We start from the raw sequence: 24,226 nt of genomic DNA on the forward strand, positions 1-24,226 counted from the left end.
CGCAGGTCACAAGGCACTTCTTCGTTTTCCCAAAAGTTACCCACAGGCACCAAATCGGTGGATCAAGGCTAAGCGGGTGGCCAGGCTGATGCGCAAGCACGGCATCGTCGGCCGTCACCTGCGCAAGAAGAAGCGCACCACGATCCCGGACCGCCTCGCGCCGCCGGTGGCAGATCTGGTCCAGCGGGACTTCACTGCTGGCACGCTGGACGAGAAGTGGTGCGGCGACATCACGTATGTGCAGGTCAAAGACGCGTGGCTCTACCTCGCCTGCGTCATCGACATCCGGTCGCGCCGGGTACTCGGCTACTCGATGGCCCCGCACATGCGGGCCGGGCTCGTCATCGACGCGCTCCAGGCCGCGGTCGCGACCCGCCGCGGCGACGTCACCGGAGTGATCTTCCACGCGGACCGCGGATCCCAGTACACCTCGGCCGCGTTCGCCCAGGTCTGCGACCGGCACGGCATCCGCAGGAGCATGGGCAGAGTCGGCTCGAGCTACGACAACGCCCTGGCCGAGAGTTTCTGGCAGGGACTCAAGAGAGAGACGATGCACAGGAAACTGTTCTTGACGATGCGGCAGGCGAGGCTGGAGATCTTCCAGTGGCTCACCTACTACAACGCCCGACGCCGACACAGCGCGCTCGCCTACCTCTCCCCGATGGAGTTCGAGCAGCAGCACCACAAGACAGGTAAACTCTCACTCGCAGCATGAACCCCTGTGTCCACACTCCGGGGGTCACCTCATCCTGGGCGAGCCGACCTATACGGACACGTACGGCCCCTGCGTGAACCGCCGCGAAACGCGCCGCTCCACAACGCGGGTATCGGAACGTCCAAGCAAACCAACCCTGGCTGGGAGCTCGTAATGGCGCGGATAGTCCTGCGTGAAAAGACCGCGAAGAATCCTGGGGAGCCGGTTCCCGGAAAACCTCCCCTGTCGACGCTCGGCCGGGTGCTGGCGATGATGCTGGCCTTCGCGGGGACGGTCGTCTTTGCGGTGGTTCTGGCCCGGCTGACTCTGCAATCCTCGGCAGCATCCGTGCCGTTGACGCACAGTAACCTGCGCCCTGGGGACTCGATCCGTGCTTATCTCGCGCAGCCCATGGCCCCTGACACCGTCAAGCAGCTCGGCGGCAATATCGTGATGGGGATACCGTTCGGTGTGCTGCTGCCGGTACTGGTACCCCGAACGCGAGGAGTGGTCCGCGTAGCGGCGGCCACCGCTCTCGTGATGATCCTCGTCGAACTCGTCCAAGGCGCCCTCATTACCGGGCGCGCCTTCGACATCGATGATGTTCTGCTCAACACCACGGGTGCCCTCATCGGTTACCTGCTGATCGGCCTCCGGCTGGGCCGCGCAGTGCATCCCAGGCGCCGCCACTGGTGGCACCGGTTCACCAAACGCCAGGTGACTGTCACAGACCCAGACCCGGCATAGGTGCGCCTCGCCGCGCCCCCTGTTCCGCCGCCCCCCGCCGGGAGCGCCATGGAGTTGACCACCGGAAGCCTGAACCTGGCCTAAACGGGCCGAGGTGGCGGATGGCCTCGGCGGCCTGTCACGGGCGGCTGCTGTCGCCGGGCTGGCCACATCTGGGGGCGTGAAGTCGATCAACACGAGTTGGACCTGTCGGGCCGGCCGTGGGCACGCCAACCTCACGTGTTGACATGTCCGCAGCTTCTGACGGGAGTCACCGGTATGCCTTTGGTCGATGAGGACGAACGCCGGCGGGCCGAGCGGGCCCACCAGGTCGCGCTGTTCCGCTACCAGTTGATCCGTGAGGCGGCCGACCCTGCCCTGAGCGGTGCTCAGCGCGGGGCGCTGGTGCGTCAGATCGCGGCCCGCACCCACACCGACCCGTTCGGGAAGCCGGTCAAGGTGACCCGGCAGACCTTGGACCGGTGGATCAGGACCTGGCGGGGCGGGGGCTTCGACGCGCTGCTGCCGCCGATCCGCCAGGTCACCCCCGCGCACCCCGGAGGAGGTGCTGGACCTGGCCGCGGCCCTGAAGCGGGAGAACCCCCTGCGCACGACGGCCCAGGTCGTCCGGATCCTGCAGCAGCACCTGGGATGGGGCCCGTCCTACCGCACCGTCCACCGGCACCTGGGCCGGCTCGAACTGCTGACCCGCCCGGACGGGCAGGCCCCGACGGCGTTCGGCCGGTTCGAGGCCGACCGGCCCAATGAACTCTGGGTCGGCGATGCCCTTCACGGTCCGAAAATCGCAGGTCACAAGAGCTATCTCTTCGCTTTTGTGGACGACCACAGCCGGGCGGTGGTCGGGCACCGCTGGGGCGGGAGCGAGGACAGTGTCCGTCTGGCCGCGGCGCTTCGCCCGGCGCTGGCGGCGCGCGGAGTCCCCGAAGGCGTCTACGTCGACAACAGGTCCGCCTTCGTGGACTCCGCCCTGCTCAGGGCCTGCGCACGGCTGGGCGTCAAGCTGATCCACTCCCCCCGGGCACGTACGCGTTCCAGCTCGGCCCGGAGCGCGGCCACCTCCTGCTCCTGGCCGTCGTCGACGTCGTCGTTCTGCCCGGCCGGGGACGAGGGGTCCCCGCAGGCGGGGACTCGGGGGCTTGGCATCGAGTCCCGGCCCAATCGTCCACACTTCAGAGGTCAGAGTCTCACCATCAGAAGGACACGCATGATCACGCTCAAGAAGGAAGACGGCCCGGCGGATCTGGGTGGGGTGACTCATCTGTCCATCGGGGTGTCCTGGGACGCCACGGTCGGGGCCAGCGGCGGCCTGCTGGGCAAGCTCCGCCAGAAGGTCGGCACGGACCTCGACCTGATCGCCGTCGCCATGCAGGGCGCCGACCCCGTGCGGCTGGCCGGACTGGACTCGCTGGACCCGCTGGGCAACGGCTCGCTGGTGCACAGCGGCGACAACCAGACGGGGAAGGGCGACGGCGACGACGAGACAGTGACTGTGGAGTTCTCCCGCGTACCGTCCAACATCACGTCGATCGTGTTCGTCGCCGCCGCGTACAAGAAGCGCAGCGCTTTCCAGAACGCCCGGAACATCAGCTTCAAGGTGTACGACGCGACGGGCGGCACCGCCCAGCAGGTCGCCGACATCTGGCCGAGTCTGCTCACCGACGACAACGGCTGCGCCGTGGCCAAGGCGATCCGGGACGGCGCGGGATGGAAGCTCCAGGTGATCAACGAGGTCGGGAAGGTCAAGCAGGGCGATGAGCGCGATCTGATGCGCTTCGCCGTCAGCAAGTAGCGCGAACACAGCAGCCGGGGGCGCCCTTCGTGGGTACCCCCGGCTGCTTGCTGCCCGCCGACCACGGCAGGTTGCGGGCCATGAGAGCGGTAGGTGACCGCACTGCAGAGGCGAAGCACGGCGACATGCTGACCGAGACCCTCAGCATTCTGCGCAACAAGGGCTGAACCGCAGCCGGAGTGTCTCAAATGTCCGAGCTTTACGGCCGTAAAGCTCGGACATCGGAATGGGCTGCTACGTGTTCGTAGTGGCCCTGTCGTGTGTCAGTTCGCGGGGCGGTGTCCTGCGAACCGGAGCTCTGCCGGTCGGGGCCCGGGTGGGAAGTTCGCGTGCCAGCCGCCCGTTGTACGGGACGGCCACGCATCTTGTCGACGTTTCCCTCCCGCCCGGCGGGAGGGCGCGCAATAGGCCATTGACCAGCGGCGGCGGCACCGCGGAGACGGGGCAGCGGGGGATTTAAGGCCGTAGTTTGATGATTCAGTCTATTTAAAGACATTTGATCATTCTTTGGGGTGCGTAGGGTGTCGCGCTTCCCTACGGTGAGGGCTGCCGGGTGGGGAATCTCTCCGTCCGCACAACCGAAGGACAGTCTTATGCGCTCTGTGCGCGCGACAGCCACGGCCCGGACCTTCCTGATTACCGCGGTGGCCGTAGCCGGCCTGACCGTCGCTCCCTTCCTCGCTTCCGCGCAGCCCGGTGCGGGCGGTGCCCGGGCTCTGAGCGCCGCAGGGGCTCCGGGAGCCAACGGCGCCAACGGTGTGGGGACCTCTGGTGGTCTCGGCGGTCTCGGCGGCACCGGTGGTGCCGCGGGTGCCAACGGCAACGGGGGCAACGGAGGCGCTGGTGGCAACGCCACCGGCCTCGGGAGCGTCGGCGGGGCTGGTGGCACGGGCGGTGCGGGCGGTGCCGAGGGCAACGGCGGGGCCGGAGGGCTGGGCGGTGACGCCGCGCTCGGTGGTACCGGCGGCAAGGGCGGTGTGGGTGGTGCGGGTAATGCCGGGGCCGGTATCGCCGGCGGTAAGGGCGGTAACGGCGGCGCCTCCAAGCTCGCGGCCGGCCGCACGGGCGGCGCGGGCGGCGCAGGCGGCGCCGCCAGCCCGGTGTGTCCGGGCAAGCCCGGCGGCAACGGCACTCCCGCCACGAAGACCGCGGACGGCACCACCGGCGCCACCGGCGCCGCCGGCAAGACCACTCTCCCCTGCTGAACCCCTCCGGTGAGCGGTTCCCCGCGGCAGGACAGCAAACAGGACAAGCGCCCGGCCGAGATTCCACAGGCCGGGCGCTTGTCCGTAACCGGGGAGGATGGTGACGTAGCCCAGCAGGCAAAGCGCGACCGCTGCGGTCGCCAGGAACCGCCGGGAAGTACGCCTTGGCACGCTGGGGCCAACTTCGTTGCGCCGGCCAGGCTCCGGAGCTGCGGGCGCGGGGCCAGGTTGTGCGTCTTTCCGTTCCGTAGCCGGGGTGGGAGTGGCCTGGGCGGAGCGGGCCGCGTCGGCTCGCTTCCAGCGCTCCAGGCATTCGGCGACCATGAGGTCACCGCCTAACGCCCACGCGATGGGTTCGACGGTGTCCCAGCGGGGGAGCCGTTTGCCGTTGAAGGTGTCTGAGATCGTGCTCTGTCTGACGGTCGCCCCTGGATACCGTGTTCGGCTCCTGCGCACGATCTCGGTGTAGCTGGGTTTTTTAGCCTCTCGGTGCAGGCCGCGCATCCAAGCGGCGAACGCCGCGACCAGGTCTGTGCCGTCCCCTTGGTCTTCGTGACCGTTCGCTGTCATTCGGTTTCCCCTATGGCCAGGTCAGAGCGAGAACCATGCGCAACTTGGCCCCCTGAGCTCCGACAACTGGTCTCATTCTTGTGTCCCACACTCGCCTTGCCGGCTTCGGGACCGTGGCCGCGTCGGTGAGGGTGTGGGTGGTGGCCGGTGAGTGCGTAGCGGCGTACGGCCAGCGCGGGTTCCACGTTGACGACGATGGCGTCTGCGTACCGGGCCAGGATTGTCTCGGCGGCTTCCTGCTCGGACCAGAACGCCGTGGCGAGTGTGAGTGCGATGTGCCCCAGACGCCTGCCTGCTGCGGTCATCTCGTCGACCAGGCGCCGGACGACCGTCGTGTCGGTGGGCTGCCGCTGGGCGTACATGACGGCAACCGGATGACGCGGGCGCCGCCCGCGTCGTGGCTTTGCGGCTCCTTCCCTGTGCGGGTGTACGAAGGGCGGGTGGACCGGTCTGGTACGGCGAAGTCCGGGCCGGTCACTTCGTCTTCGAGGTCTGGAGAGAGCCACGTGAGGACCGCGCGAGAGATTATGACTTCTGGTACCGAGTGCATCGGGGCCGAGGAGAGTGTGCTGCTGGCGGCGCAGAGGATGACCGAGCTCGGTGTGGGTGGGCTGCCGATCTGCGGCAGCGACAGCAAGCTCAAGGGCATGCTCACCGACCGGGACATCGTGGTGAAGGTCCTCGGCTCGGGTAAGGACCCCGCCGCCTGCACGGCAGGGGAACTCGCGCAGGGTGAGGCGGTCACGATCGGCGCCGATGACGACGCCACGGAGATCCTGCGCACCATGACCGCGCACCAGGTGCGCCGCCTGCCGGTTATCGACGGCCACGACCTCATCGGCATGGTCGCCCAGGCCGATGTCGCCGGCGCCTTGCCCGATCCCCAGGTCGGCGACCTTCTCGAAGCGCTCTCTTGCGACTGACCTCCCCCAAAGCCGTCCCAGTCCCGTGCTGCCGCACGTCCCAGCAGGCTTGGGCCGGCACACCTTTTTGGGCAGTGCGGCCTTCCCGGCCGATGGCCTGCTGACCATGACGGCGTGGAGGGGCAGGCCCGCTGGCAGGCGTCCATTTCCTCGCCCCGGGGAGGGGAAGCGATGAGTTCGGGAATCTGGCGTCAAGTCCTGGCTGCCCTCTCCGGTGAGGGCCACGACGACGCGGACCGGGAACGGCTGCTGGCTCTGGGCGCCGCCGAGTTGGCCTACGCTCGCAGCATTTCCGGCGGCCCCGTCACCACGGAAGATGTCCGGCGCATCGCCTTCGAGGAGTTCTCGCTCCTGATCGACGACTCCCAGGCGCGCGCGGCCGTGTGCGAGCGCCGCGGCACCCGGGGGTGACCGAAGCGGCATTGAGCCGTTAGCCCGGCATGACCCTGCGGCCCGTGCCGGGCATCGGGGGCCCCGACGAATCGGTTCGCTCACCCGACCCCGAGCCGATCTACACGGCCCTGGCCGCACAGTGTTGAGGCCGGGCCTGGTGCCCGGCCGGCGCGGCCACCGATGGACACCTGGCCGGCCCCGCCCCGTGGCCGGGCCGATAGACCGGCGTGATGCGACGGCACCCACTCGCCCTTGCACCACGCCTAGGCCGGCAGCCTCGGACGCCTGCCCGGCCACACCGAGGCTGCCGGACCTGCCGGTCAATGTTTGTGCCTTACCGGTCCGGCAGCCCACTCGGGGCCCGCATTCGTCGCGGAGATCCAGGGCGAGCGCGCACGTCGTGTTCCTGCCGACTGAGTCGCCGCCCACTTCGATCTTTGCCGGGTCCACGCCCTGCTCGCCGGGCAGGGTCGAGCAGTCAGCGCACTCGTACTCGATCTCCTCGATCTGGGTGGGGAACTTGAACTCCGATGCACCCCCGGTAGCCACCGCGTAGGTCTTGAGCCCAGCGGCCTGGGCGATGATCCGCAGGCGCAGTTCGAACTCATCGAGGGTGCCCAAGGCCAGTACGCCGTGGATGTACACCAGTGGCCCGCACGGCGTACTGGCCGGCTGTCTCGGTTAGCGGCGCCCGGTGCGCCGGCGCAGGAGTCTGCGGATCTGGCGCAGTGGACGGAGGGACAGATCGTGTGGGACGGGTGACACTCGGCCCGGAGGCATCTGGGGCATGGGGTGCATGCGCCCGGCGAGCTCGAGTATGCAGGTGGGGGCGTCGCCGAGGGGCTCACTGGTGTGCAGGGTGATGTCGAAGGGCTGGGGTGGGTCACCGGGCAGCTCACCGGTGAGCATGATCCTGGGCCTGCGGCGCCTCGCCTGTACTCGCTGGTATCCGACCACCTTGCCGTCCACGAGCAGCTCCGTCTCGCGTGTGTCGTGTCGTGTCAGCACCGTGACGGAGTGATCGGCTACGTCCAGATGGAAGCGCTGAGTCCGGCCCATGGCACACCTCCGACGAGCCTTGCGCGTATCTCCAGCGTAGGTGGTGTCCGCGCCGGAGCCCCTCCCTGCGAGACCAACCCATTTCACACAATCGTGAGAAAGTGTCCTAAAAGAGAAATTTCGGCGAGGGAGCGGCCATGGCCCGGCAAACCGGGGGTCACCGAGACAGCACCCCAGCTCTTCCCGTTCAGCGGCACGGGCGTGAGGAGACCTCGGAGGAGCGCGCGGACCGGATGTGGGCCGACCTCCTGCAAGAGCTGCGCGTGGCCCAGACCGGCGTGCAGATCCTCTTCGGTTTCCTGCTCATCGCCGTGTTCCAGCCGGCGTTCACCGACCTCAGCGACACCGACCGCACCCTGTATGTCACCGCCGTCGTGCTGGGAGCGGCCAGCACCGGAGCCCTCATCGGCCCGGTCTGCCTCCACCGGGTCGTCGCGGGCCGCCGCATCAAGCCCCAGGCCGTTGCCCTTGCCTCCCGCATGGCCAAGACCGGCCTGGCCATGCTTGCGGCGACCACCACTGTGACCCTGCTCCTACTGCTGCGTGTGGCCCTCGCCGACACTCTCGCCGCCTGGCTGACCGCCGCCCTCGCCGCCTGGCTGATCACCGTATGGCTCGCCCTTCCTGCCTGGGCCAGACACCACTACGCCCCCCGTAAGTAGCTCCGGGAGCACCCGACGCTGCCTCCCGTCCGGGGCGGGCGGCTGGGGGTGCTGGAGCTGGTTCAGGGACGTGACCAGGCCGAATGAGACGGCGCCGGACCAGATGGGGGCGGCCCATGGTGGACCTTTGTGACAGTTCCGGGGCCGCCGGCCTCGGCCTCACCGTCGCTGTCTGGGCCGGGTCGCTCAAGATGGAACCCGGCACCGGCCTGGCCCGAGCGGACCGTTGGGGGCTCTTCGTTGGCGAGTGGGCGCCCACCTTTTTCGGGCTGGGGCTTGCTCTGTCCCACTATGAGCAGCAGGACGGCACCCTGGCTGCCAGTGGTGCTGATGTGCGGGATCTCCACCGGAACGCCGGGTAAGCGGCCTGCCTCAACGCCATGATGAGGGCCGGTGATGCGGTTGCCGGACGGGCGGGAGGGCCGGTTCGTCCTGGAGGGCAGGCTGGCGCCGGGCCAGACGTCAGTGGGAGTGCTGGGTAGCGGCCCGCCGCCTTTCTGAGAAACACGGCAAGCCCCCGTGTAATCGGAGGCGCGGTGTGCGCAATGGCGACGAAGGGGGTGCTCGGCTGCGGCGGGTCCCTGCGTGTGGCTGGTGGCCTCCTGGGCCCTGTCGAGGTGCGGAGGCCACCAGCCGGTGCACACACGGGTTTGCTACATGGGGTCGATGCCCTGGCTGCCCATGCCGCTGTCCTGCTGCTTGCTCTCCTCCTGGAGATGGCGGGCCTTGTCCGTCAGTCGCTTGCGCTCCTGCGGGTCGGTGGCACGCTCCGCCGCGTCCGTCAGTTCCTGCGCCTTGGCACGCATCTGCTGGGCACGCCCGCCGGATTCGCCTGCAACACTCATGATCACTCCTGGAAGTGTGGGGGAGAGGACCCGGCCAGCGAATCAGTGCCAGGGTGCTCGCGCATCTTGAACGCTCACCCACCGCTATTCCGGCAGCTTCAGTGCGCCAATCGCCGTCGACGGCCGAGACCAGGTCCAGCCTGCCCCGCCGCTCCTCGCATCGCCGCCAGCGCCACTGACTCGCAGGGCCGGATCGCTCGCGTGCTGCTTCCCCGCAGCGGTATCAGGCCGCCGCGTTTAGTGTGGAGACAGGGCGCGGCACGCTCCCTGCTGTCTCCTCGGAAGGGATGACCGGCGATGACCGATACCGGACAGACCAGTCAGACCGAGACCACCCTGTCCGTGGGCGGGCGCGGCGCGAAATCCCTCGGCGCGGGACACGGAAGCGATCCGGGTTCGCGTGGCCGTACGACGATCGCCGATGGTGTGGTGGCGAAGATCGCCGGGATGGCGGCCCGGGATGCGCTCGGGGTCTGTGCGATGGGCGGCGGGTTCGCCCGCGGCATGGGGGCCATGCGCGAGCGTGTTCCCGGCGTGGGCGGCAAGTCCGTTACCAGCGGGGTGAAGGTCGAGGTCGGTGAGGTCCAGACGGTGGTCGATCTGGAGATCGTCGTCGAGTACGGCGTCTCCATCATCGAGGTGGCGGGCGACGTACGCGAGAACGTGATCACTGCCATCGAGCGGATGACCGGCCTGGAGGTCATCGGAGTCAACATCGCGGTCGGTGATGTGAAGCTGCCTGAGGAGGAAGACGAAGAACCAGAGCGGCGGGTTGCGTAGCGGTGCGCCTGCGAACTGTGACGCGAAGGAACGCGGGAATAGCAGGGCCTTGGGCGGCTTGATCGCCGGGACGGCGCTGGGCTTCGCCGGGTAGCCCGGGCCGAACCTGCGTGTCCACTGGTGGACCGTCTCGTAGGACACCACGACGCCGTTCGCCCACCCGGACTCGTCCGCAGCAGTAGCCCCACCAACACCATGCCCCCGCACTGCAGAAACCCGCAGATAGCGGGGTGTTCATGAGGACGGCACCGCGCACCTGGCGGGCCGAGGGGGTGGCCGCGCGCTTCTTCGCCGGGTAATACCTGGAGGGGGCGATCTCGCAGTCGTGCTCGGTGAGCGTCCCGCAGATCGGCTCGACACCGCCGAAGCGGGCCCGGTGCTCGTCGATGAACGCTCCGAGCGTGTGTGGCCGGTCGAGCTTGCCCGGTTGAATCTAAGGCCGCGGCCTTCAGGATGTCGTTCGCCCGCTTCAGCTCGGCGACCTCCTTCTTGAGGGCCTTGAGCTGGGCGGATTCCTCCGTCGTGGTACCGCTCCGGGCGCCGGCGTCGACCTCGGCCTGACGCACCCAGTTCCGCAGGGACTCCGGTCCGACATCGAGCTTCGCGCCGATCAAGCGGATCGCCGCGGACTCGGTCTTGTACTGATCACGAGTCTCCAGGACCAGACGCACGGCCCGCTCCTTGAGCTCCCTCGGGTATTGCTTCGCCAACGGACTCGATCCTTCCAAAGGATCGAGCCTCGTTCAAACCCGGAACGGTTCAGCCACCTGCCGTTGGCAGAGCTGGCGCAGCGCGAGGGCGATTTTGTCTGCCAGGAGCAGGGGTGGGGTGTTGTCGCGTGGGGCGCTGATCCAGTGCGCGGCGGCGGTGCCGTGCGGGCTGCAGGGCAGGAGCAGTTGCTGGTTTCGGGAGAGCACCCGCATACCCCGTCCCTGGGCGGTGTGGCCTGTGCCGGCGGGCACCATGACGTAGAGCCGGTCGCTGATGTGGTCGGCCAGGACCGGGTACCCCAGGTGTACGTCGGCGCCCATCTTGTCCAGGGCGTCCAGGCCCAGGCCGATCGGTGCGATGACCATGACGTCCCAGGTGTCACCGCACCGCGCCTAACGGGTTGAGTCGTTTCCCTTGGCCCACAGGGTCCGCGTCCGGGCGTCGACCGCATCTTTCGCCGCCCAGGTCGCACAACTTGGTGGTAAGGCTTCCTCCGACACGATGAACTCCCTTCAATCGCCCGTTGCTTCTCTTAGAGGACGTTCTGGTTACTTGAGCGATATTTCATGGATTTTGCCAGGTTATGGCGCTTTCGCCGGTTGCCCGCTTCAGGAGGTTGGAGATCATTGCGAGGCGGATCATGCTCTCGGAGTGTGCGGGTTTGGTCTCGTAGTCCCGTGCCAGCCGGCGGTGCATCATGATCCAACCGAAAGTTCGCTCTACCACCCAGCGTCTCGGGACCACGGAGAAGCCCTTGACCTGGGTGTTCCGCGGCACGACGTCGACATCGATGCCGAGGGCGGCTCCGTGTTCGATGGCCTGGGTCTTGTAGCCGGTGTCGACCCAGGCCTTGGTGATCGCGGGCTGGTCGAGGGCGATTCGGGTGAGCAACTGCTTGCCGGCGTCGTTGTCCGAAACGCTGGCCGCGGTCACCGTGACCAGCAGCAACAGGCCGATCGTGTCGACAACGATGCTCCGCTTGCGGCCCACGATCTTCTTCCCGGCATCGATGCCCTGCGTTTTGTTGGGCACGGTGTGGGCGGTCTTGACGCTCTGTGCGTCGATGACGCAGGCGGTCGGCTCGGCCGTGCGTCCCACCTGCTCGCGGACCACCCGGCGCAGCCCGACACCGAGGTGCTCGATCGTGCCGTCGGCAGTCCAATCGCTGAAGTAGGAGAAGACGGTGCTGGGCGGCGGGAAGTCGTGCGGCAGGTAGCGCCAGGGGATGCCCGTGTGGTTCACGTAGAGGATCGCGTTCATGACTTCACGCAGGTCAGTGACCGGACCGCCCAGTCCGAGCGAGGTCTTCTGCCGCTCGGCTCTCCATGCCGTCACCGTCGGCTCCACCAGGGCCCAGCGGGCATCGGTAAGGTCGCTGAGGTAGGCGTTGCGCTGCGGCTGACTGGTCATAAGTCCACTGACCCACAGTGCGCTTGGCGGGGATATCACTCATTCGAGTGAGACGAAAGTCGCCTTCACGGCATCTTCGAACCGGATAGGAGCTATTAGGCTAAAAGCGATCGAATCATCCGGCCGAGCATGCTCGAACAGTTGCCACATTCTCCTCAAAAGCTCTATTCAAGCTGATTTCAGTCTAGGTTCAGAACTACTCAAAACAACACATAGATGATGCGAACGTCCTCTAAGAGGACGTTCTGGTTACTTGAGCGATATTTCATGGATTTTGCCAGGTTATGGCGCTTTCGCCGGTTGCCCGCTTCAGGAGGTTGGAGATCATTGCGAGGCGGATCATGCTCTCGGAGTGTGCGGGTTTGGTCTCGTAGTCCCGTGCCAGCCGGCGGTGCATCATGATCCAACCGAAAGTTCGCTCTACCACCCAGCGTCTCGGGACCACGGAGAAGCCCTTGACCTGGGTGTTCCGCGGCACGACGTCGACATCGATGCCGAGGGCGGCTCCGTGTTCGATGGCCTGGGTCTTGTAGCCGGTGTCGACCCAGGCCTTGGTGATCGCGGGCTGGTCGAGGGCGATTCGGGTGAGCAACTGCTTGCCGGCGTCGTTGTCCGAAACGCTGGCCGCGGTCACCGTGACCAGCAGCAACAGGCCGATCGTGTCGACAACGATGCTCCGCTTGCGGCCCACGATCTTCTTCCCGGCATCGATGCCCTGCGTTTTGTTGGGCACGGTGTGGGCGGTCTTGACGCTCTGTGCGTCGATGACGCAGGCGGTCGGCTCGGCCGTGCGTCCCACCTGCTCGCGGACCACCCGGCGCAGCCCGACACCGAGGTGCTCGATCGTGCCGTCGGCAGTCCAATCGCTGAAGTAGGAGAAGACGGTGCTGGGCGGCGGGAAGTCGTGCGGCAGGTAGCGCCAGGGGATGCCCGTGTGGTTCACGTAGAGGATCGCGTTCATGACTTCACGCAGGTCAGTGACCGGACCGCCCAGTCCGAGCGAGGTCTTCTGCCGCTCGGCTCTCCATGCCGTCACCGTCGGCTCCACCAGGGCCCAGCGGGCATCGGTAAGGTCGCTGAGGTAGGCGTTGCGCTGCGGCTGACTGGTCATAAGTCCACTGACCCACAGTGCGCTTGGCGGGGATATCACTCATTCGAGTGAGACGAAAGTCGCCTTCACGGCATCTTCGAACCGGATAGGAGCTATTAGGCTAAAAGCGATCGAATCATCCGGCCGAGCATGCTCGAACAGTTGCCACATTCTCCTCAAAAGCTCTATTCAAGCTGATTTCAGTCTAGGTTCAGAACTACTCAAAACAACACATAGATGATGCGAACGTCCTCTGAGAGGACGTTCGCTCCCGTTCTGTAGCAAAAAATCCGATATGCGCACCGCCTGGACTATCCCTATTGCGCAAGTTAGACCAACTATGGGCTGGTGGTGGCGACCTGTTCACCGGTCAGTATGCCCAGCTATGGCTGGGAAGCTCTCGTCCCGTTCGAAGATGCGCCGATTCGTCCGATACAGTCGCTCGGCGACAGGTCAGCAGCCCCATATTTCACCCGCGCAGACCACGGAAAATCGTAAAAATACGGCCGAAATTGGACGGAACAAATCGGGAGCGAACGTCCTCTTATAACAACGTGCGCCGGGCGGGGCGGGCTCAGGCCGAAAGCCGACCGGATTCCACCGTAAGAGCGACGCAGCACCACAAGCACCGTCCTTGCCCAGCGTGCGGGCCCCGCAACACCAGGGCCCGCACACCCAGGCCGCTACGGTGCGCTACGCCGCGTCCTACTCATGCGGACAGCCGCCGCGCCACTCCACCCGCCGGGGATCATCCATCACCGCGTCCATCAGACACACCGGCAGTTTCGAGGAACACCACCAGGTCATGATCGGAATGGGCCAGACCCAGGACCTTGTCGCCGCCGTTGCAGCGCATACTCACTCGCCGGCCGCCCCACGCAGACGGCCGGTGCACAACGATCGGAGCACCGCCCATGACACCAGCAAGGTCTCCGATCGCAATTTCAGCGGGTCGCCCGGCAACGGCCCTCGCCGTCGGTATTTTTTCGGCGGGATTGCGTACGAGAAACATGAGATCTGCAACTTCCCGTCGATCACGGATGGCCACAAATGTCGAAAATCCTTGGATTCGGCCACCTCGGTTCAAACAAGGAAAGACACACAGTCGACGCAATGTGCCGCCGCCACCCAGCCCTACCTGCCCCGGCGCTGCGCCGGCGCGCCCAACGGGCCCCGGACGCCGGGTGGTCAGAAGTGCCTTCCGGCCTCCGCGACCTGGCAGAACCCGGAGCTCATCGCCTATGGATCCAGAAATTTGAGAAATGGCGACTTCTCATCGGTGCTTGGCTGCCAAACCGGCGGATCCCGGCCAAACACTCAATTCAGGGGAGTTTGCCTACCACGGATAATGTACTGCCCCCTCGGGAAAATATTGATGAAGATCGCACTCGTCCTACCATTACAAATATCGGGACATGCGTGTCCCATGTAACTGCGCGGAATTTCACGGACTTCCTTGGCGGACTGCCGTGCATGCGGCACGAAAAAGTGTTCGAGGGAAATTATTCCTTCTAGGTGCCGTGTCAACCTGGTTTCGCGCTTCGGATCGACCCTCGCTTCACCTGAGCCAGAGGAACCCTGTGAACAGGAAACAGACCACCGCTCTCCTCGCCCTCCCGACCCTCTTCGCCGGGGCTGCGTTTTTCCTCGGTGCTCCTGCCGGTGCCTCGGCCCTGGCCTGCACCGCTGGCACCGCGGGCGTCGCGGGTGCCAACGGCACTACTGCCCACCCTGCCGGGTTTCCCGGGACCGCGGGCGGCCCCGCGACCGGGACTGGGGACTGCGCCGGCGGTGCGGGCGGTCCCGGCGGTAATGGTGTGCTGGGCGGGGCCGGTGGTGCGGGCGGCAACGGTGGGGCCGGCCTCGGCGGCGGCTCCGGTGGGGCGGGTGCCATCGGCGGCAAGGCCGGCCCCAACGGTGCGGCGGGTGGCCATGGTGGGACCGGTGCCACCGGCGGCCTCGACGGGGCGGGCGGCGCGGGCGGAGCGGGCGGCGCGGGCACCAAGGGCGGTGCGGGGGGCACCGGTGGTTCCGGTGGTAACTCCGGCGCCAACGCCGGAGCGGGCGGCGCGGGCGGCCTCGGTGGCGCCGGGGGATCCACCGGCGGTGCGGGCGGTAACGCCGGTAACGGCGGCATCGGCCACGGTGGCGGCGCGGGTGGTAACGGCGGCGCCGGCGGCATCAACAGCTCTGGCAACGGCGGCAAGGGCGGAAAGGCCGGAAACGGCGGCAACGGCAGCACCGGCGGTGCCTTCCCGGGCGGCGCCGCGGGCATCGGCGGGGCCGGGGGCCTGAGCTCCGGAGGCATCCTCAACTCCGGTGGCAACGGTGGCAACGGTGGCAACGGCGGTGCCAAGTCAGGCGCCAGTGCCGATGGCGCCTGCGGTATCGGCGGCGCCGGCGGCAACGCCACCGGGGGCCTGCTCTTCCAAGGCGGGACCGGCGGCATCGGCGGGACCTTCGGTGGGGGCAGCCCCTGCGCGAACGGGGCGAACGGAACACCGTGACCTGCCATACCCGGGTGCCCCACGACATCGCGCCGCAAGGACACCTGGTCCACTCACACCCAGGGGCGTGACGACCGCACCCTGCTTCCCGCCATGAGAGTCGGCTCACCGGCTCTCATGGCGGGGTTGTACCCGGGCTGGTTTCCGCGGCAAAGCAATCCGTTGCCGGCTGCGGGAACGGATGAGTGTGGGGAGCCGCCCCGCAGCGCATCCGAGCGCACGCGGCGGGGCCAATTCTCATACGGAGCGTCGCGTGATGCGCTGCGGGGTGGCTCCTGGGGGAGCGTCAGGGTGTGGGGAGCGGCGGGACAGGAGCGGGCACTACGCAGCCGGCTGCGGCGGCTGCGGTTTTGAGGGCGGCGGCGGCCGCGTCGTTGGCCGTCTTCTGGGCCTTGAGGGCTTCCGCTGCCGTGGCTTGGGCTGCGGCCGGGTTGGCGGCGATGACCAGGGCGGCGGCCATGCTGGCCGCCGCAGTGACGTTGGCGGCCGCGAGGGCCGCGGCCGCGGTGGCCGCGTCCTTGAGCAGACCCACGCAGGCTGCGGCGCTGGGGGGAACAGGGTCGGCGGCGGCCGGCGGCGCGGTCAACAACCCGCCGCTGACCACCAGGACCGAAGCGGCCAGAGACGTAGCGACTGAACGACGAAGCTTCATGCGATGAACTCCTCACACATAAGGGGACGTACCCACACCGGGCAGAACCAGAGCCGGATCGGAGCCTCGTTGGGCGGGCCCACCACCACGCGGCAAGCGATGGCTACTTGTCATACGGCAGGCCACGGGCGGCCCCCACCAGAGCCGACCACGCTCCCACCCCTTCCGCACGCTCAAGCAGACCGAATGAGTTTCGGCCTTAGCTTAAGATTTAACCTTTGAGAGTTTTGAGGTGATTACGTTCAGCGATGCTCTCGGGGCGTCTGGTCGTTTTGCCCACGTCGTGATGGGTTGCGGGATGGCGATTCTTCGAGCCAACCGGGCGGTCTGGTCCGGGTGTTGAGGATTTCGGTGCACGGGCAGGGGGGCCCTGACCCCAAGGCCGGGTATTTAACGTTTTCGCAGGTCACGCAAGGGAGTTGATGGGCGTTGGTGTAGCGGCTGTGTAGATGCCGAGCCCGGTCTTTGTGATGTGGCCGTCTTTGCTCCAGCGGGAGAGTTGTCTGTACATGGTGCCGAGGGTGATGTCGCCGAGGTGCTGTGCGAGTTCGTGGGTGCTCCAGCGGCGCTGGGGGTGGCTCTGGAGGAGGTGCAGGACCCGTTCCCGGCGGCTGTGCGGGGAGCGGTGGGCGTGCCTGTCGTCTCGTGAGACGTCGGACAGGAGGCGCTCTTCGGCTGTGGGCGCGAGGACGGTGATGTCGAGGTCAGTGATGGTGCGGCTGCTGTCGGGTCTGCCGTCGTCAAGGCGAACGCCGTAGCGGCAGGTCGGCGATTTCACCTTCCGGGTGCTCACCCGCTGTCGCCTCGGCGGAAGCAGGGCTGCCAGTACCCGGCGTCCGATGAGACCGACCGGCTCGGCGGCCGTGGTGACGACGTCGGCGGCCTGGACGACTTGGTCACGGGCGGTCTGGAGGGCGATGGTGAACCCGCAGCGGTCCGGTCGGTGCCCGAGACGGACTCGGCGGCATCGACCATGACCGTCCGGAGTACTTGGTAGAGCGTCAGCAGGGACCACATCTCCTGCTCGATGCCGACCGGGTCGCCCGAGCGCAGCAGGCGCCCGCCCGTGATCGTGTGGCGGAGCGCGTAATACGCCGATTCGTGTTCCCAGCGCTGGTGGTAGAGCCCCGTCAGCGCGGTGGCCGGGTAGCGTCGGGCATCGGTCAAGGTGGTGACCAGCCGGTAGGAGCTGGTGAAGACGGTGCTGTCCGCGCAGGTCACCGTGATCTGCGCGTCGATGACCCGCACTTTCACGGTGCCGAGTACCGACAGGTACGAACCGTCGGCCAGGCGGGCCAGGACCGGGGTGCGCCGGTTGTTGCGGAGCCTGCCCAGGACCTGGGCGCGGGTGGCGGTCACCGCGGCGAGGAAGTCGTTCCCGTCGAACCCCTTGTCCCACAGCACCAGCATGTCCGGTCCCAGCAGATGCAGCAGCCGGCCAGCATAACTAGTCTCCCCCTCAGCGGTCGGGCCGAACACCGCACCGATCAGAGCCCGGGTGCCGGTCTCGACCAGCGTCATCAACTCCACCGTCGGATAGCCGTGATGCGCCGTCCTCCCCAGCCAGGAGCGGTTCCGCTCGGAGTCGGGGACCCTGATCGAACTGCAGCCGTCGAACGACACCGTCCGATACGGGCCGAACCGCACCCCTGGCGTCCCAAGTTGGGCCAGCGGCCCGGCCAGCACATCGAACAATGCCCGCAACGCCGCAACCCCGAGTCTCCGGCGCAGGTCACGCAATGCCTTCGCGGTCGGGAAGGCTACCGGGATCCCGGACAGGCCGGCAGTCAGCTTGTTCCAGACCAGCCGGTAGCCGACCTCGGGGAACAGGCACATCGCGAGGAGGAAGTAGACCCCGACCCTCGAGGGCAGATCACGCAGCCGCTGCTGCACGGTCTTCGTCTCCGCCACGACCGCATCGACGAGTTCGAACGGCACGATCGCCGTCAGCTCCCCAAGATGGTCGGGCGCGAACCGGCCCGCGGCCACGGTGACCGTACGGGTGATGGCCGTCAGCGAAGGCGACGGGACACAATGAACAGGCAACGGAGCTCCTTGCGGGACAAGCTGTCTTGGTCGACTGCCTGTACCAACGAGCTCCGTTGCTCTTGTGTCGGAAATCCTTCAACGAGCCTGCGTGACCTGCGAAAACGTTAACTACCCGGCCTTGGGGCGAAGCCCCGGTCTCGGACCCGTTCCGCGATCTCCCACAAACCGTCCGGAACAATCCATCCCCAACGCCCACCCGCCACGACTGGGACAAATTCGCCGATGGGGGCGGCCCGGTGCTGATGGAGAGCTGCCAGGTCGTGCCGGTGGAAGGTTTTCCATTCGCCGCACGCGCCCATTCACCCCAAGGTCACTCTGCGCCGAGGGCTCCGCCCAGCGCCTCGTCGGCGTCGGTGGCGGGCGGGCCCGCCGCCCACCAGTGGCCGCGCTCCTTCCGGTATGGGTACCAGCGTCCGTCCGAGCCCCAGCGCAGCTCGACGTCCTCGCCGACCAGCTGCAGGCGGCCACGGGTCCGGCGCGGCCTGGGCGGTCCTGACCGACCCGGAATCCGTACCTGCAGCAGCCGCTCGCGCGCCGCGGCCTCACTCTCGGGCGGCGGTACGAGTGCCCCTTCCAAGGCGGTCAGCGCCGCCGGGCCGCCGTAGCGCCAGGCGACACGTGCCCGGGCGAGCTGGGCGCGGGCCCGGTCCGAGCTGTTCAGGAGGCGGGAGGTCGCCAGCAGGTCGCCGTCGACGGCAGCGGCCCGGCGCACCGTGTCGTGCCAGGGGTCGCCGTCCAGCAGCAGAAGGCCGACCGCCTGCGCGTGCGCAGCCCCGGCAGCCTCCTCTGGGCTGGTGGCATCCCGCCGGTCTACCGCCCACGCGTAGACGGCCGCCGCGCGCCGGGCGGCATCGACAGCCAGCAGGTGCAGCGCTTCCGGGGCGACGGACTCTCCCACGAGCGGCACCGCCGTCATCGCCTCAGCCCGCTCCTGGCCCACAACAGGAGCCGGAGCGGGGGCAGGGACGGGCGCGGGCAGTACCGGCAGTACGGCAGGGCCGTCCGCCGCGCGGGCCCGGGCCCGCGCGAACGCCACGCCTGCCGGGACCCCGGTGGGCCGCGCCGCCCGTACGGCCTCCTTCCGCGCCTCGTCGGCCGCGGACTGCTCCCGCTCGCCATGGCGTACCGAGATCTCGGTGGCTGCCTCGACAAGGTCGCGTCCGCGCAGTACGAGCAGCGCCTCGGCGCGGGTGTCCAGGGCCCGCGCGAACGCGTACGACAGCGCGGCGGCGTGCTTGCACGGGTCGCCCCAGTCGGGACAGGAGCAGTGATAGACGAACGCGTCCGACGGCGGGACCAGGTCCGTCTCCGCCCGCACCGCAGCATGGACCGCGTGTACGCCGAGCCGCCCCTGGGCGAATTCGAGCAACAGCTCCCGCCCGGCGGCGGTCCACTCCTCGAAGAGCTTGTCCCACTGCGCCTCGGACAGTTCGGGTACGTAGATCTCGCAGCGGTAGCGGGTACGGCGGCTGCCCTTGACGCGGGAGGCCACCGACCCCGGGCGCACCGTGATCTCGCCGACCGCCCCCTTGCGGGCGTAGGTGCGGGCGCGGGCCAGGCGGCTGTCGTGACCCGCGGAGATTCCGTACCCGAATGACGAGGAAGGCGCCTGAAGGGAGGCGATCCACTCCTTGCCCCACCAACCGCTCGCCATCTCCCGCGGCGCCATTTGCGGCGCCGGGAAGGCGAGGATACCGGTGCGGCGTCTCATCGGCGGCTCCTGTCGCCGTGGGCGGAGTGCAGGGAGACCAGGTCGGCGAGTTCATCGTCACTCAGGTCGGTGAGGGCGGCCCCGCCCTGCCCGCCGAGCACGGAGTCCGCCAAGTCACGCTTAATGCTAAGGAGGTGGGCGATACGGTCCTCCACCGTTCCCTCGGTGATCAGACGGTGGACCTGGACGGGCTGGGTCTGGCCGATGCGATACGCACGGTCGGTGGCCTGATCCTCCACTGCCGGGTTCCACCACCGGTCGTAGTGAATCACGTGCCCGGCGCGGGTGAGGTTGAGGCCGGTGCCCGCGGCCTTCAGGGACAGCAGGAAGACAGGGGCCTCGCCGCCCTGGAAGGCGTCGACCATCTCCTCGCGCCGCTTCACCGGCGTATTGCCGTGCAAATAGAGGGAGTTGATGCCGCGTGCGGTCAGATGGTGCTCGAGGAGGCGGGCCATCTGCGTGTACTGGGTGAACAGCAGCACGGACGCGTCCTCGGCGACGATCACATCGAGGAGCTCGTCGAGGAGCTCCAGTTTCCCGCTGCGGCCGGTCAACCGAGTCGCGTCGGGCTCCTTCAGATACTGGGCGGGGTGGTTGCAGATCTGCTTGAGCGCGGTGAGGAGTTTGAGTACGAGACCATGCCGGGCAATGCCCTTCGCCTCCTTGATCGCGGCAAGCGACTCACGTACCTGCGCCTCGTACAGCACGGTCTGCTCCCTGCTCAGCAGCACCCGCTCATCGGTCTCGGTCTTCGGCGGCAGCTCGGGCGCGATGCCCGGGTCGGCTTTGCGCCGGCGCAGCACGAAGGGGCGAATGAGCCGGCCGAGCCGCTCGGCCGCCGCAGTGTCCGCTTCGCCGGTCGCACCACCGCGCGCGGCCCGCTCGGCGGCCCGCCCATAACGGTCCCGGAAAGCCTTCAGGGAGCCCAGGAGCCCGGGGGTCCCCCAGTCCAGGAGCGCCCACAGTTCACTGAGGTTGTTCTCCACCGGGGTGCCCGACAGGGCCACGCGCGCCGAGCTCGGCAGGGTGCGCAGCGCTTTCGCGGTGGCCCCTGCCGGGTTCTTCACGTGCTGCGCCTCGTCCGCGACGAGGAGCCCCCACGGCCCGGCTTCGGCGAGCGCCTGGGCGTCGCGGCGCATGGTTCCGTATGTGGTGAGAACGATCTCGCCCGGCCTGAGGCCGCCCAGATCGCGCCCCGGTCCATGGTGGCGGCGCCAGGGGGTGCCGGGCGCGAACCTGTCGATCTCCCGGCCCCAGTTGCTGAGCAGGGATGCCGGGCAGACCACCAGAGCCGGCCTGCCCGCGGTCGCCGGATCCTCCTGGCGGCGCAGATGCAGGGCGATCGTGGTGATCGTCTTCCCCAGGCCCATGTCGTCGGCGAGGCAGGCGCCGAGGCCCAGCCGGGTCATCCGGTCCAGCCAGGCAAGTCCGCGCAGCTGATAGCCGCGCAGAGTGGCGTCCAGAGCGGCGGGCGCGGCCAACTCGGCCGCACCGGCCTGCTCGGGAGCGGCGAGCCGGTCGCGCAGGGCGGCCAGCCACCCTCCTGCCCGTACGGGAACGAGAACACCGTCGGGGTCCTCCACACTGCCGGTGAGCGCGGCGGCCAGCGCATCGAGGGCGCCCAGTTCCCTGCGGGCCCTGCGCGCCTTGCGCAGCAGATCCGCATCCACCACGACCCACTGATCACGCAGCCGCACCAGGGGGCGTCGGGCCTGCGCGAGCCGGTCAAGATCGCCTTGCGTCAGCGTACGGTCGCCGACCGCGAACTCCCAGCGGAAGGAGAGGAGTTGCTCGGGCGAGAAGAACGCGGGGGCCTCGGCATCTTGATCGCGTTCGGCCGGCCCATCGGGCTCGATCACCGCACGGGCCGTCATCTCCCGCGCCAGCTCCTTGGGGAGGTGGACGGCCACCCCGGCGGCCGAAAGCGCAGCCGCCCCGCCTTCAAGGAGGCCGATGAACTCATGGTCGTCCAGGGCGAGTTCATCTGGAACCGGCAGCGAGAGGATTCGGTGCAGCGGCGGCCACGCAGCGGCGGCCCGGCGCAGAACGTCCTCCACCTGGACGCGGGTACGCGGACCGAAACCTCCGCTCTCGCCACTGAAGGCGCCGGCCGCGTCCGCGAGGAGCAGCGGATCGGCCAGCGAGTGCACCTGCACGACGGCCCGCACTGACGCACCGGCCGCCTCCGGGGCGGCGTCGTACGCGTCCTCGCCGTACGCGTCGCCCTCGTCGTCCGCGTATTCACGCATCGCGCTGCCCGGCAGTTCGAGCCGCAGCGAGACGCGCACACCGGCATCCCGACCGTCGGCCACCCGCGCGGCCCACGCCCGCAGCCCCGGCAGGTGCTGCGCATCATGCGAGGCGAACGGCCGCATCCCCGCGGCCGCCGATGCGGCAGGGGTACGCGGCAGCAGATCCGCCACCGCGTCCATGAACTCCCTCAACCGGGCGTAAGGATCGAGGAGTTGTAGCGACGTACGCGCACTCCCCTCCTCCGCGGACTCCAGCGGTACGGCGTACGCGGCGGGCGGCATGACCTCGGCCAGCGCCCGCACCCAGGTCGCGTCCGCCTCCGCATAAGGGCCAAGCCGCCAGGCATCATGGTCACCGGCGCTGAGCCCTGGCAACAGCAGCCCGCGCCCCGCCAAGTGCAGGGCGTACAGAGCGGCATGCCGCCAGACCGCCACCGACTCCCCACACGGCGCATCCGCCTCCACGCCCAAGAGCCAGGGCAGCACCTCGGCCAACGGCCGCACCACCGCCGACACCGTACGCCGACGCGCCCCACGCCCATGCGCGGAAACGATCTCCACGTCCTCGACCGGCACACCCGCGGGAAGCCTGCCACTACCCGCCGCGTGAAACGCTACGCGCCCCCTGCGCGGCGGATCCGCCGGCAGAAAGACCGCCACACGCTCGGACAACACCACCCACTGCTCCCCGGCGAACTCCGGGGAGGTAACCCTTTCCCGACCCCCCGCGGGCTCAACAGCCGCATGAGCTACAGCAGCAGGGGGTACATCAGCACGGGATACGGGGCCACGGGCCGACCCGCGCCCGACAGACAGCCGAGGGGCAGGGATCTCGCCCCCCGCCTCGTCGTAGTACTGCGTCCGAACCTCACGGCCGTCCTCGTCATCCACGGTCACCACCCGAAAAACGGTGGCCATGCGCCGATCCCTTCGCCTGCCGACAGGCGGTGTCCCACCCGGATCCACCCCGCCATCCCCGACAGGCAAGCCTACCGGGCCCGGCCGCACCCCTTGACAACCACCCAGGGGTGGCCCTGAAACACGACGATGTCGACCTCGGCGTCCAGCGTCGCCTCCCACCGCGCCTCAACGAGACATCTGATCGAACCGGGGGCCCGGTTACGTGATCTTGGCGGGGGTGGGCAGCCACCAAGCTCCCTGGTACCGAAATTCGTACCGATGATGTACGTTTTTCAGTACCATTCGAGAGTGGCTGGAACGAAAGGGACAACAGCAATGACGATCACCGGAACCGAGGCGCGGAGGGACTTCTTCCCCCTGCTGAAGAAGGTCAACGACGATCACGCGCCGGTGCGGATCGCCTCCAAGCAGGGAAACGCCGTCCTCATGGCGGAGTCCGACTACGAAGCGTGGACGGAGACCATGTACCTGCTCGGCAACGCGCGCACCGCCGCTGAGCTGATGGAGTCCGTTGCCGAGCTGGACGCCGGACGCGGCACCGTGCGCGACCTGATCGGCCCGGAGGCGGCGGAGTGAAGGTCATGTTCTCCACCCGCGCATGGGAGCAGTACGCGCAGTGGGCCGTGACCGACCGGCGCACCCTCAAACGCATCAACGTCCTGATCGCGGACATCCAGCGCAACCCCGATGACGGCAACGGCATCGGAAAGCCCGAGATGCTGAAAGGCGCACTCAAGGGCTGGTGCTCGCGGCGCATCACCGAGGAACACCGCCTCGTGTACCGGGTGAGCGGTGACGTACTGGAGATCGCCCGCGTCTACGGCCACTACACCGACCGCTAGCGGGTCAGCCCCGGATCTGGTGCACCGAGACCGCCTCAGCCCCAAAGCTCTCCCGCGAGGTGGGGGAGGGGCTCAACGAATGGCGGCCGGGCTGGCAGGGTGGGACGTGCAGGGGCCGGGCGCGGGGCCCTATGCCTGCGGTGGCTTGCCCGGCCCCGGGACGGATTCCTTCGTTCTGCGTTTCCTGGGCGCCCGCCGCTGGCCAGGCGGCCCTCTCGGCACCAGAACCAGGCACCGGCTGTCGGTCCGCTGGTGCCGGTCGTTAGTCTTTCGGTATGTTTGAGCGTGTTGTCCCGGGCCGGGCAGATAGTCTGGTCACTCTGGCCGCCGCGGACAGTGCGTGGGCAAGCCTGACGGCCGGTAGCGCGGTACCGACAACTTCCGCGGTATTCACCTGCTTTCCTTCTGATGTCC

22 protein-coding genes and 5 pseudogenes are annotated in these 24,226 nt (G+C 68.3%); 14 read left to right on the forward strand and 13 right to left on the reverse strand.

Annotated elements, in window-relative coordinates; all coding sequences use genetic code 11:
- Window positions 1-7: 7 nt before the first annotated feature.
- The 8 genes and pseudogenes from ACLLJJ_RS33370 to ACLLJJ_RS33405 all read left to right on the forward strand — a co-directional run.
- Window positions 8-715, forward strand: a pseudogene (locus tag ACLLJJ_RS33370) (IS3 family transposase); the annotation flags it as partial.
- A gap of 153 nt (window positions 716-868) precedes the next feature.
- Window positions 869-1,441 (forward strand): VanZ family protein, encoded by a 573-nt coding sequence (locus tag ACLLJJ_RS33375; protein WP_434598060.1) that lies wholly within the window; start codon window positions 869-871, stop codon window positions 1,439-1,441.
- Window positions 1,442-1,699: 258 nt separating this feature from the next.
- Window positions 1,700-2,188 carry a helix-turn-helix domain-containing protein gene (locus ACLLJJ_RS33380; protein WP_434598062.1) on the forward strand — a complete coding sequence of 163 codons (489 nt, stop codon included), beginning with the start codon at window positions 1,700-1,702 and terminating at the stop codon, window positions 2,186-2,188.
- 34 nt (window positions 2,189-2,222) lie between these two features.
- Window positions 2,223-2,399, forward strand: a pseudogene (locus ACLLJJ_RS33385) (DDE-type integrase/transposase/recombinase); the annotation flags it as partial.
- 246 nt (window positions 2,400-2,645) lie between these two features.
- Window positions 2,646-3,230, forward strand: a complete 585-nt coding sequence (locus ACLLJJ_RS33390) for a TerD family protein (protein WP_434600591.1) — start codon at window positions 2,646-2,648, stop codon at window positions 3,228-3,230.
- A 593-nt stretch (window positions 3,231-3,823) separates the two neighbouring features.
- Window positions 3,824-4,435, forward strand: a complete 612-nt coding sequence (locus ACLLJJ_RS33395) for a hypothetical protein (RefSeq protein ID WP_434598064.1) — start codon at window positions 3,824-3,826, stop codon at window positions 4,433-4,435.
- 1,097 nt (window positions 4,436-5,532) lie between these two features.
- Entirely contained in the window at window positions 5,533-5,928 is a 396-nt protein-coding gene (locus ACLLJJ_RS33400; RefSeq protein WP_434598066.1) for a CBS domain-containing protein, read from the forward strand.
- Window positions 5,929-6,099: 171 nt separating this feature from the next.
- Entirely contained in the window at window positions 6,100-6,339 is a 240-nt protein-coding gene (locus tag ACLLJJ_RS33405) for a hypothetical protein (protein ID WP_434598068.1), read from the forward strand.
- A gap of 348 nt (window positions 6,340-6,687) precedes the next feature.
- Here ACLLJJ_RS33405 and ACLLJJ_RS33410 read toward each other — a convergent pair.
- Together ACLLJJ_RS33410 and ACLLJJ_RS33415 are read right to left on the reverse strand one after the other, a co-directional pair.
- Window positions 6,688-6,966: pseudogene (locus ACLLJJ_RS33410) on the reverse strand (alpha/beta hydrolase fold domain-containing protein); the annotation flags it as partial.
- Window positions 6,967-7,002: 36 nt separating this feature from the next.
- Window positions 7,003-7,380, reverse strand: a complete 378-nt coding sequence (locus ACLLJJ_RS33415; protein WP_434598070.1) for a hypothetical protein — start codon at window positions 7,378-7,380, stop codon at window positions 7,003-7,005.
- Window positions 7,381-7,517: 137 nt separating this feature from the next.
- Between ACLLJJ_RS33415 and ACLLJJ_RS33420 the strand changes: the two genes are divergently transcribed.
- Together ACLLJJ_RS33420 and ACLLJJ_RS33425 are read left to right on the forward strand one after the other, a co-directional pair.
- Complete coding sequence (locus tag ACLLJJ_RS33420; protein ID WP_434598072.1) at window positions 7,518-8,042, forward strand: DUF6328 family protein; 525 nt, start codon at window positions 7,518-7,520, stop codon at window positions 8,040-8,042.
- A 116-nt stretch (window positions 8,043-8,158) separates the two neighbouring features.
- Window positions 8,159-8,404: a hypothetical protein gene (locus tag ACLLJJ_RS33425; protein WP_434598075.1), complete on the forward strand. Its 246-nt coding sequence runs from the start codon at window positions 8,159-8,161 to the stop codon at window positions 8,402-8,404.
- 291 nt (window positions 8,405-8,695) lie between these two features.
- Here ACLLJJ_RS33425 and ACLLJJ_RS33430 read toward each other — a convergent pair whose 3' ends face one another.
- Window positions 8,696-8,887, reverse strand: coding sequence for a DUF6381 family protein (locus tag ACLLJJ_RS33430; RefSeq protein ID WP_434598077.1), 192 nt, complete (start codon window positions 8,885-8,887; stop codon window positions 8,696-8,698).
- Between the two features lie 297 nt (window positions 8,888-9,184).
- On the opposite strand from ACLLJJ_RS33430, the gene ACLLJJ_RS33435 reads away from it, so the two are divergent.
- On the forward strand, window positions 9,185-9,667 hold the full coding sequence (locus tag ACLLJJ_RS33435; protein ID WP_434598079.1) for an Asp23/Gls24 family envelope stress response protein: 483 nt from the start codon (window positions 9,185-9,187) through the stop codon (window positions 9,665-9,667).
- A gap of 470 nt (window positions 9,668-10,137) precedes the next feature.
- Here ACLLJJ_RS33435 and ACLLJJ_RS33440 read toward each other — a convergent pair.
- The 4 genes and pseudogenes from ACLLJJ_RS33440 to ACLLJJ_RS33455 all read right to left on the reverse strand — a co-directional run.
- Window positions 10,138-10,395 (reverse strand): annotated as a pseudogene (locus tag ACLLJJ_RS33440) (transposase); the annotation flags it as partial.
- A gap of 15 nt (window positions 10,396-10,410) precedes the next feature.
- Entirely contained in the window at window positions 10,411-10,743 is a 333-nt protein-coding gene (locus tag ACLLJJ_RS33445; RefSeq protein ID WP_434598081.1) for a hypothetical protein, read from the reverse strand.
- A gap of 199 nt (window positions 10,744-10,942) precedes the next feature.
- Window positions 10,943-11,788, reverse strand: coding sequence for an IS5 family transposase (locus tag ACLLJJ_RS33450; RefSeq protein ID WP_434598083.1), 846 nt, complete (start codon window positions 11,786-11,788; stop codon window positions 10,943-10,945).
- 265 nt (window positions 11,789-12,053) lie between these two features.
- Entirely contained in the window at window positions 12,054-12,899 is an 846-nt protein-coding gene (locus tag ACLLJJ_RS33455; protein ID WP_434598083.1) for an IS5 family transposase, read from the reverse strand.
- Window positions 12,900-14,458: 1,559 nt separating this feature from the next.
- Between ACLLJJ_RS33455 and ACLLJJ_RS33460 the strand changes: the two genes are divergently transcribed.
- Window positions 14,459-15,385, forward strand: a complete 927-nt coding sequence (locus ACLLJJ_RS33460) for a hypothetical protein (protein WP_434598085.1) — start codon at window positions 14,459-14,461, stop codon at window positions 15,383-15,385.
- A 286-nt stretch (window positions 15,386-15,671) separates the two neighbouring features.
- Here the strand turns inward: ACLLJJ_RS33460 and ACLLJJ_RS33465 are convergent, their stop codons facing one another.
- The 6 genes and pseudogenes from ACLLJJ_RS33465 to ACLLJJ_RS33490 form a co-directional block, all read right to left on the reverse strand.
- The gene (locus ACLLJJ_RS33465; protein ID WP_434598087.1) at window positions 15,672-16,037 is read right to left on the reverse strand and encodes a hypothetical protein; all 366 of its coding nucleotides are present in this window, start codon (window positions 16,035-16,037) and stop codon (window positions 15,672-15,674) included.
- 211 nt (window positions 16,038-16,248) lie between these two features.
- A pseudogene (locus tag ACLLJJ_RS33470) lies at window positions 16,249-16,401 on the reverse strand (NF041680 family putative transposase); the annotation flags it as partial.
- Between the two features lie 42 nt (window positions 16,402-16,443).
- A complete protein-coding gene (locus tag ACLLJJ_RS33475) occupies window positions 16,444-16,830 on the reverse strand; it encodes a hypothetical protein (protein ID WP_434598089.1) in 387 nt (128 codons plus the stop codon).
- Window positions 16,827-18,083: an IS4 family transposase gene (locus tag ACLLJJ_RS33480; RefSeq protein WP_434598091.1), complete on the reverse strand. Its 1,257-nt coding sequence runs from the start codon at window positions 18,081-18,083 to the stop codon at window positions 16,827-16,829. The genes ACLLJJ_RS33475 and ACLLJJ_RS33480 overlap by 4 nt, the downstream gene beginning before the upstream one ends.
- 313 nt (window positions 18,084-18,396) lie before the next feature.
- Window positions 18,397-19,797, reverse strand: a complete 1,401-nt coding sequence (locus tag ACLLJJ_RS33485) for an SWIM zinc finger family protein (protein WP_434598093.1) — start codon at window positions 19,795-19,797, stop codon at window positions 18,397-18,399.
- Window positions 19,794-22,727 (reverse strand): DEAD/DEAH box helicase, encoded by a 2,934-nt coding sequence (locus ACLLJJ_RS33490; RefSeq protein WP_434598095.1) that lies wholly within the window; start codon window positions 22,725-22,727, stop codon window positions 19,794-19,796. The genes ACLLJJ_RS33485 and ACLLJJ_RS33490 overlap by 4 nt, the downstream gene beginning before the upstream one ends.
- A 558-nt stretch (window positions 22,728-23,285) precedes the next feature.
- Between ACLLJJ_RS33490 and ACLLJJ_RS33495 the strand changes: the two genes are divergently transcribed.
- Together ACLLJJ_RS33495 and ACLLJJ_RS33500 are read left to right on the forward strand one after the other, a co-directional pair.
- Complete coding sequence (locus ACLLJJ_RS33495) at window positions 23,286-23,546, forward strand: type II toxin-antitoxin system Phd/YefM family antitoxin (protein ID WP_434598097.1); 261 nt, start codon at window positions 23,286-23,288, stop codon at window positions 23,544-23,546.
- Window positions 23,543-23,812 (forward strand): Txe/YoeB family addiction module toxin, encoded by a 270-nt coding sequence (locus ACLLJJ_RS33500; RefSeq protein WP_283522725.1) that lies wholly within the window; start codon window positions 23,543-23,545, stop codon window positions 23,810-23,812. Before ACLLJJ_RS33495 ends, ACLLJJ_RS33500 begins: the two co-directional genes overlap by 4 nt.
- Window positions 23,813-24,226 lie beyond the last annotated feature (414 nt).

It is taken from the genome of Streptomyces sp. A5-4 (genome assembly GCF_051131715.1).
In the GTDB taxonomy this organism is placed as follows: domain Bacteria; phylum Actinomycetota; class Actinomycetes; order Streptomycetales; family Streptomycetaceae; genus Streptomyces.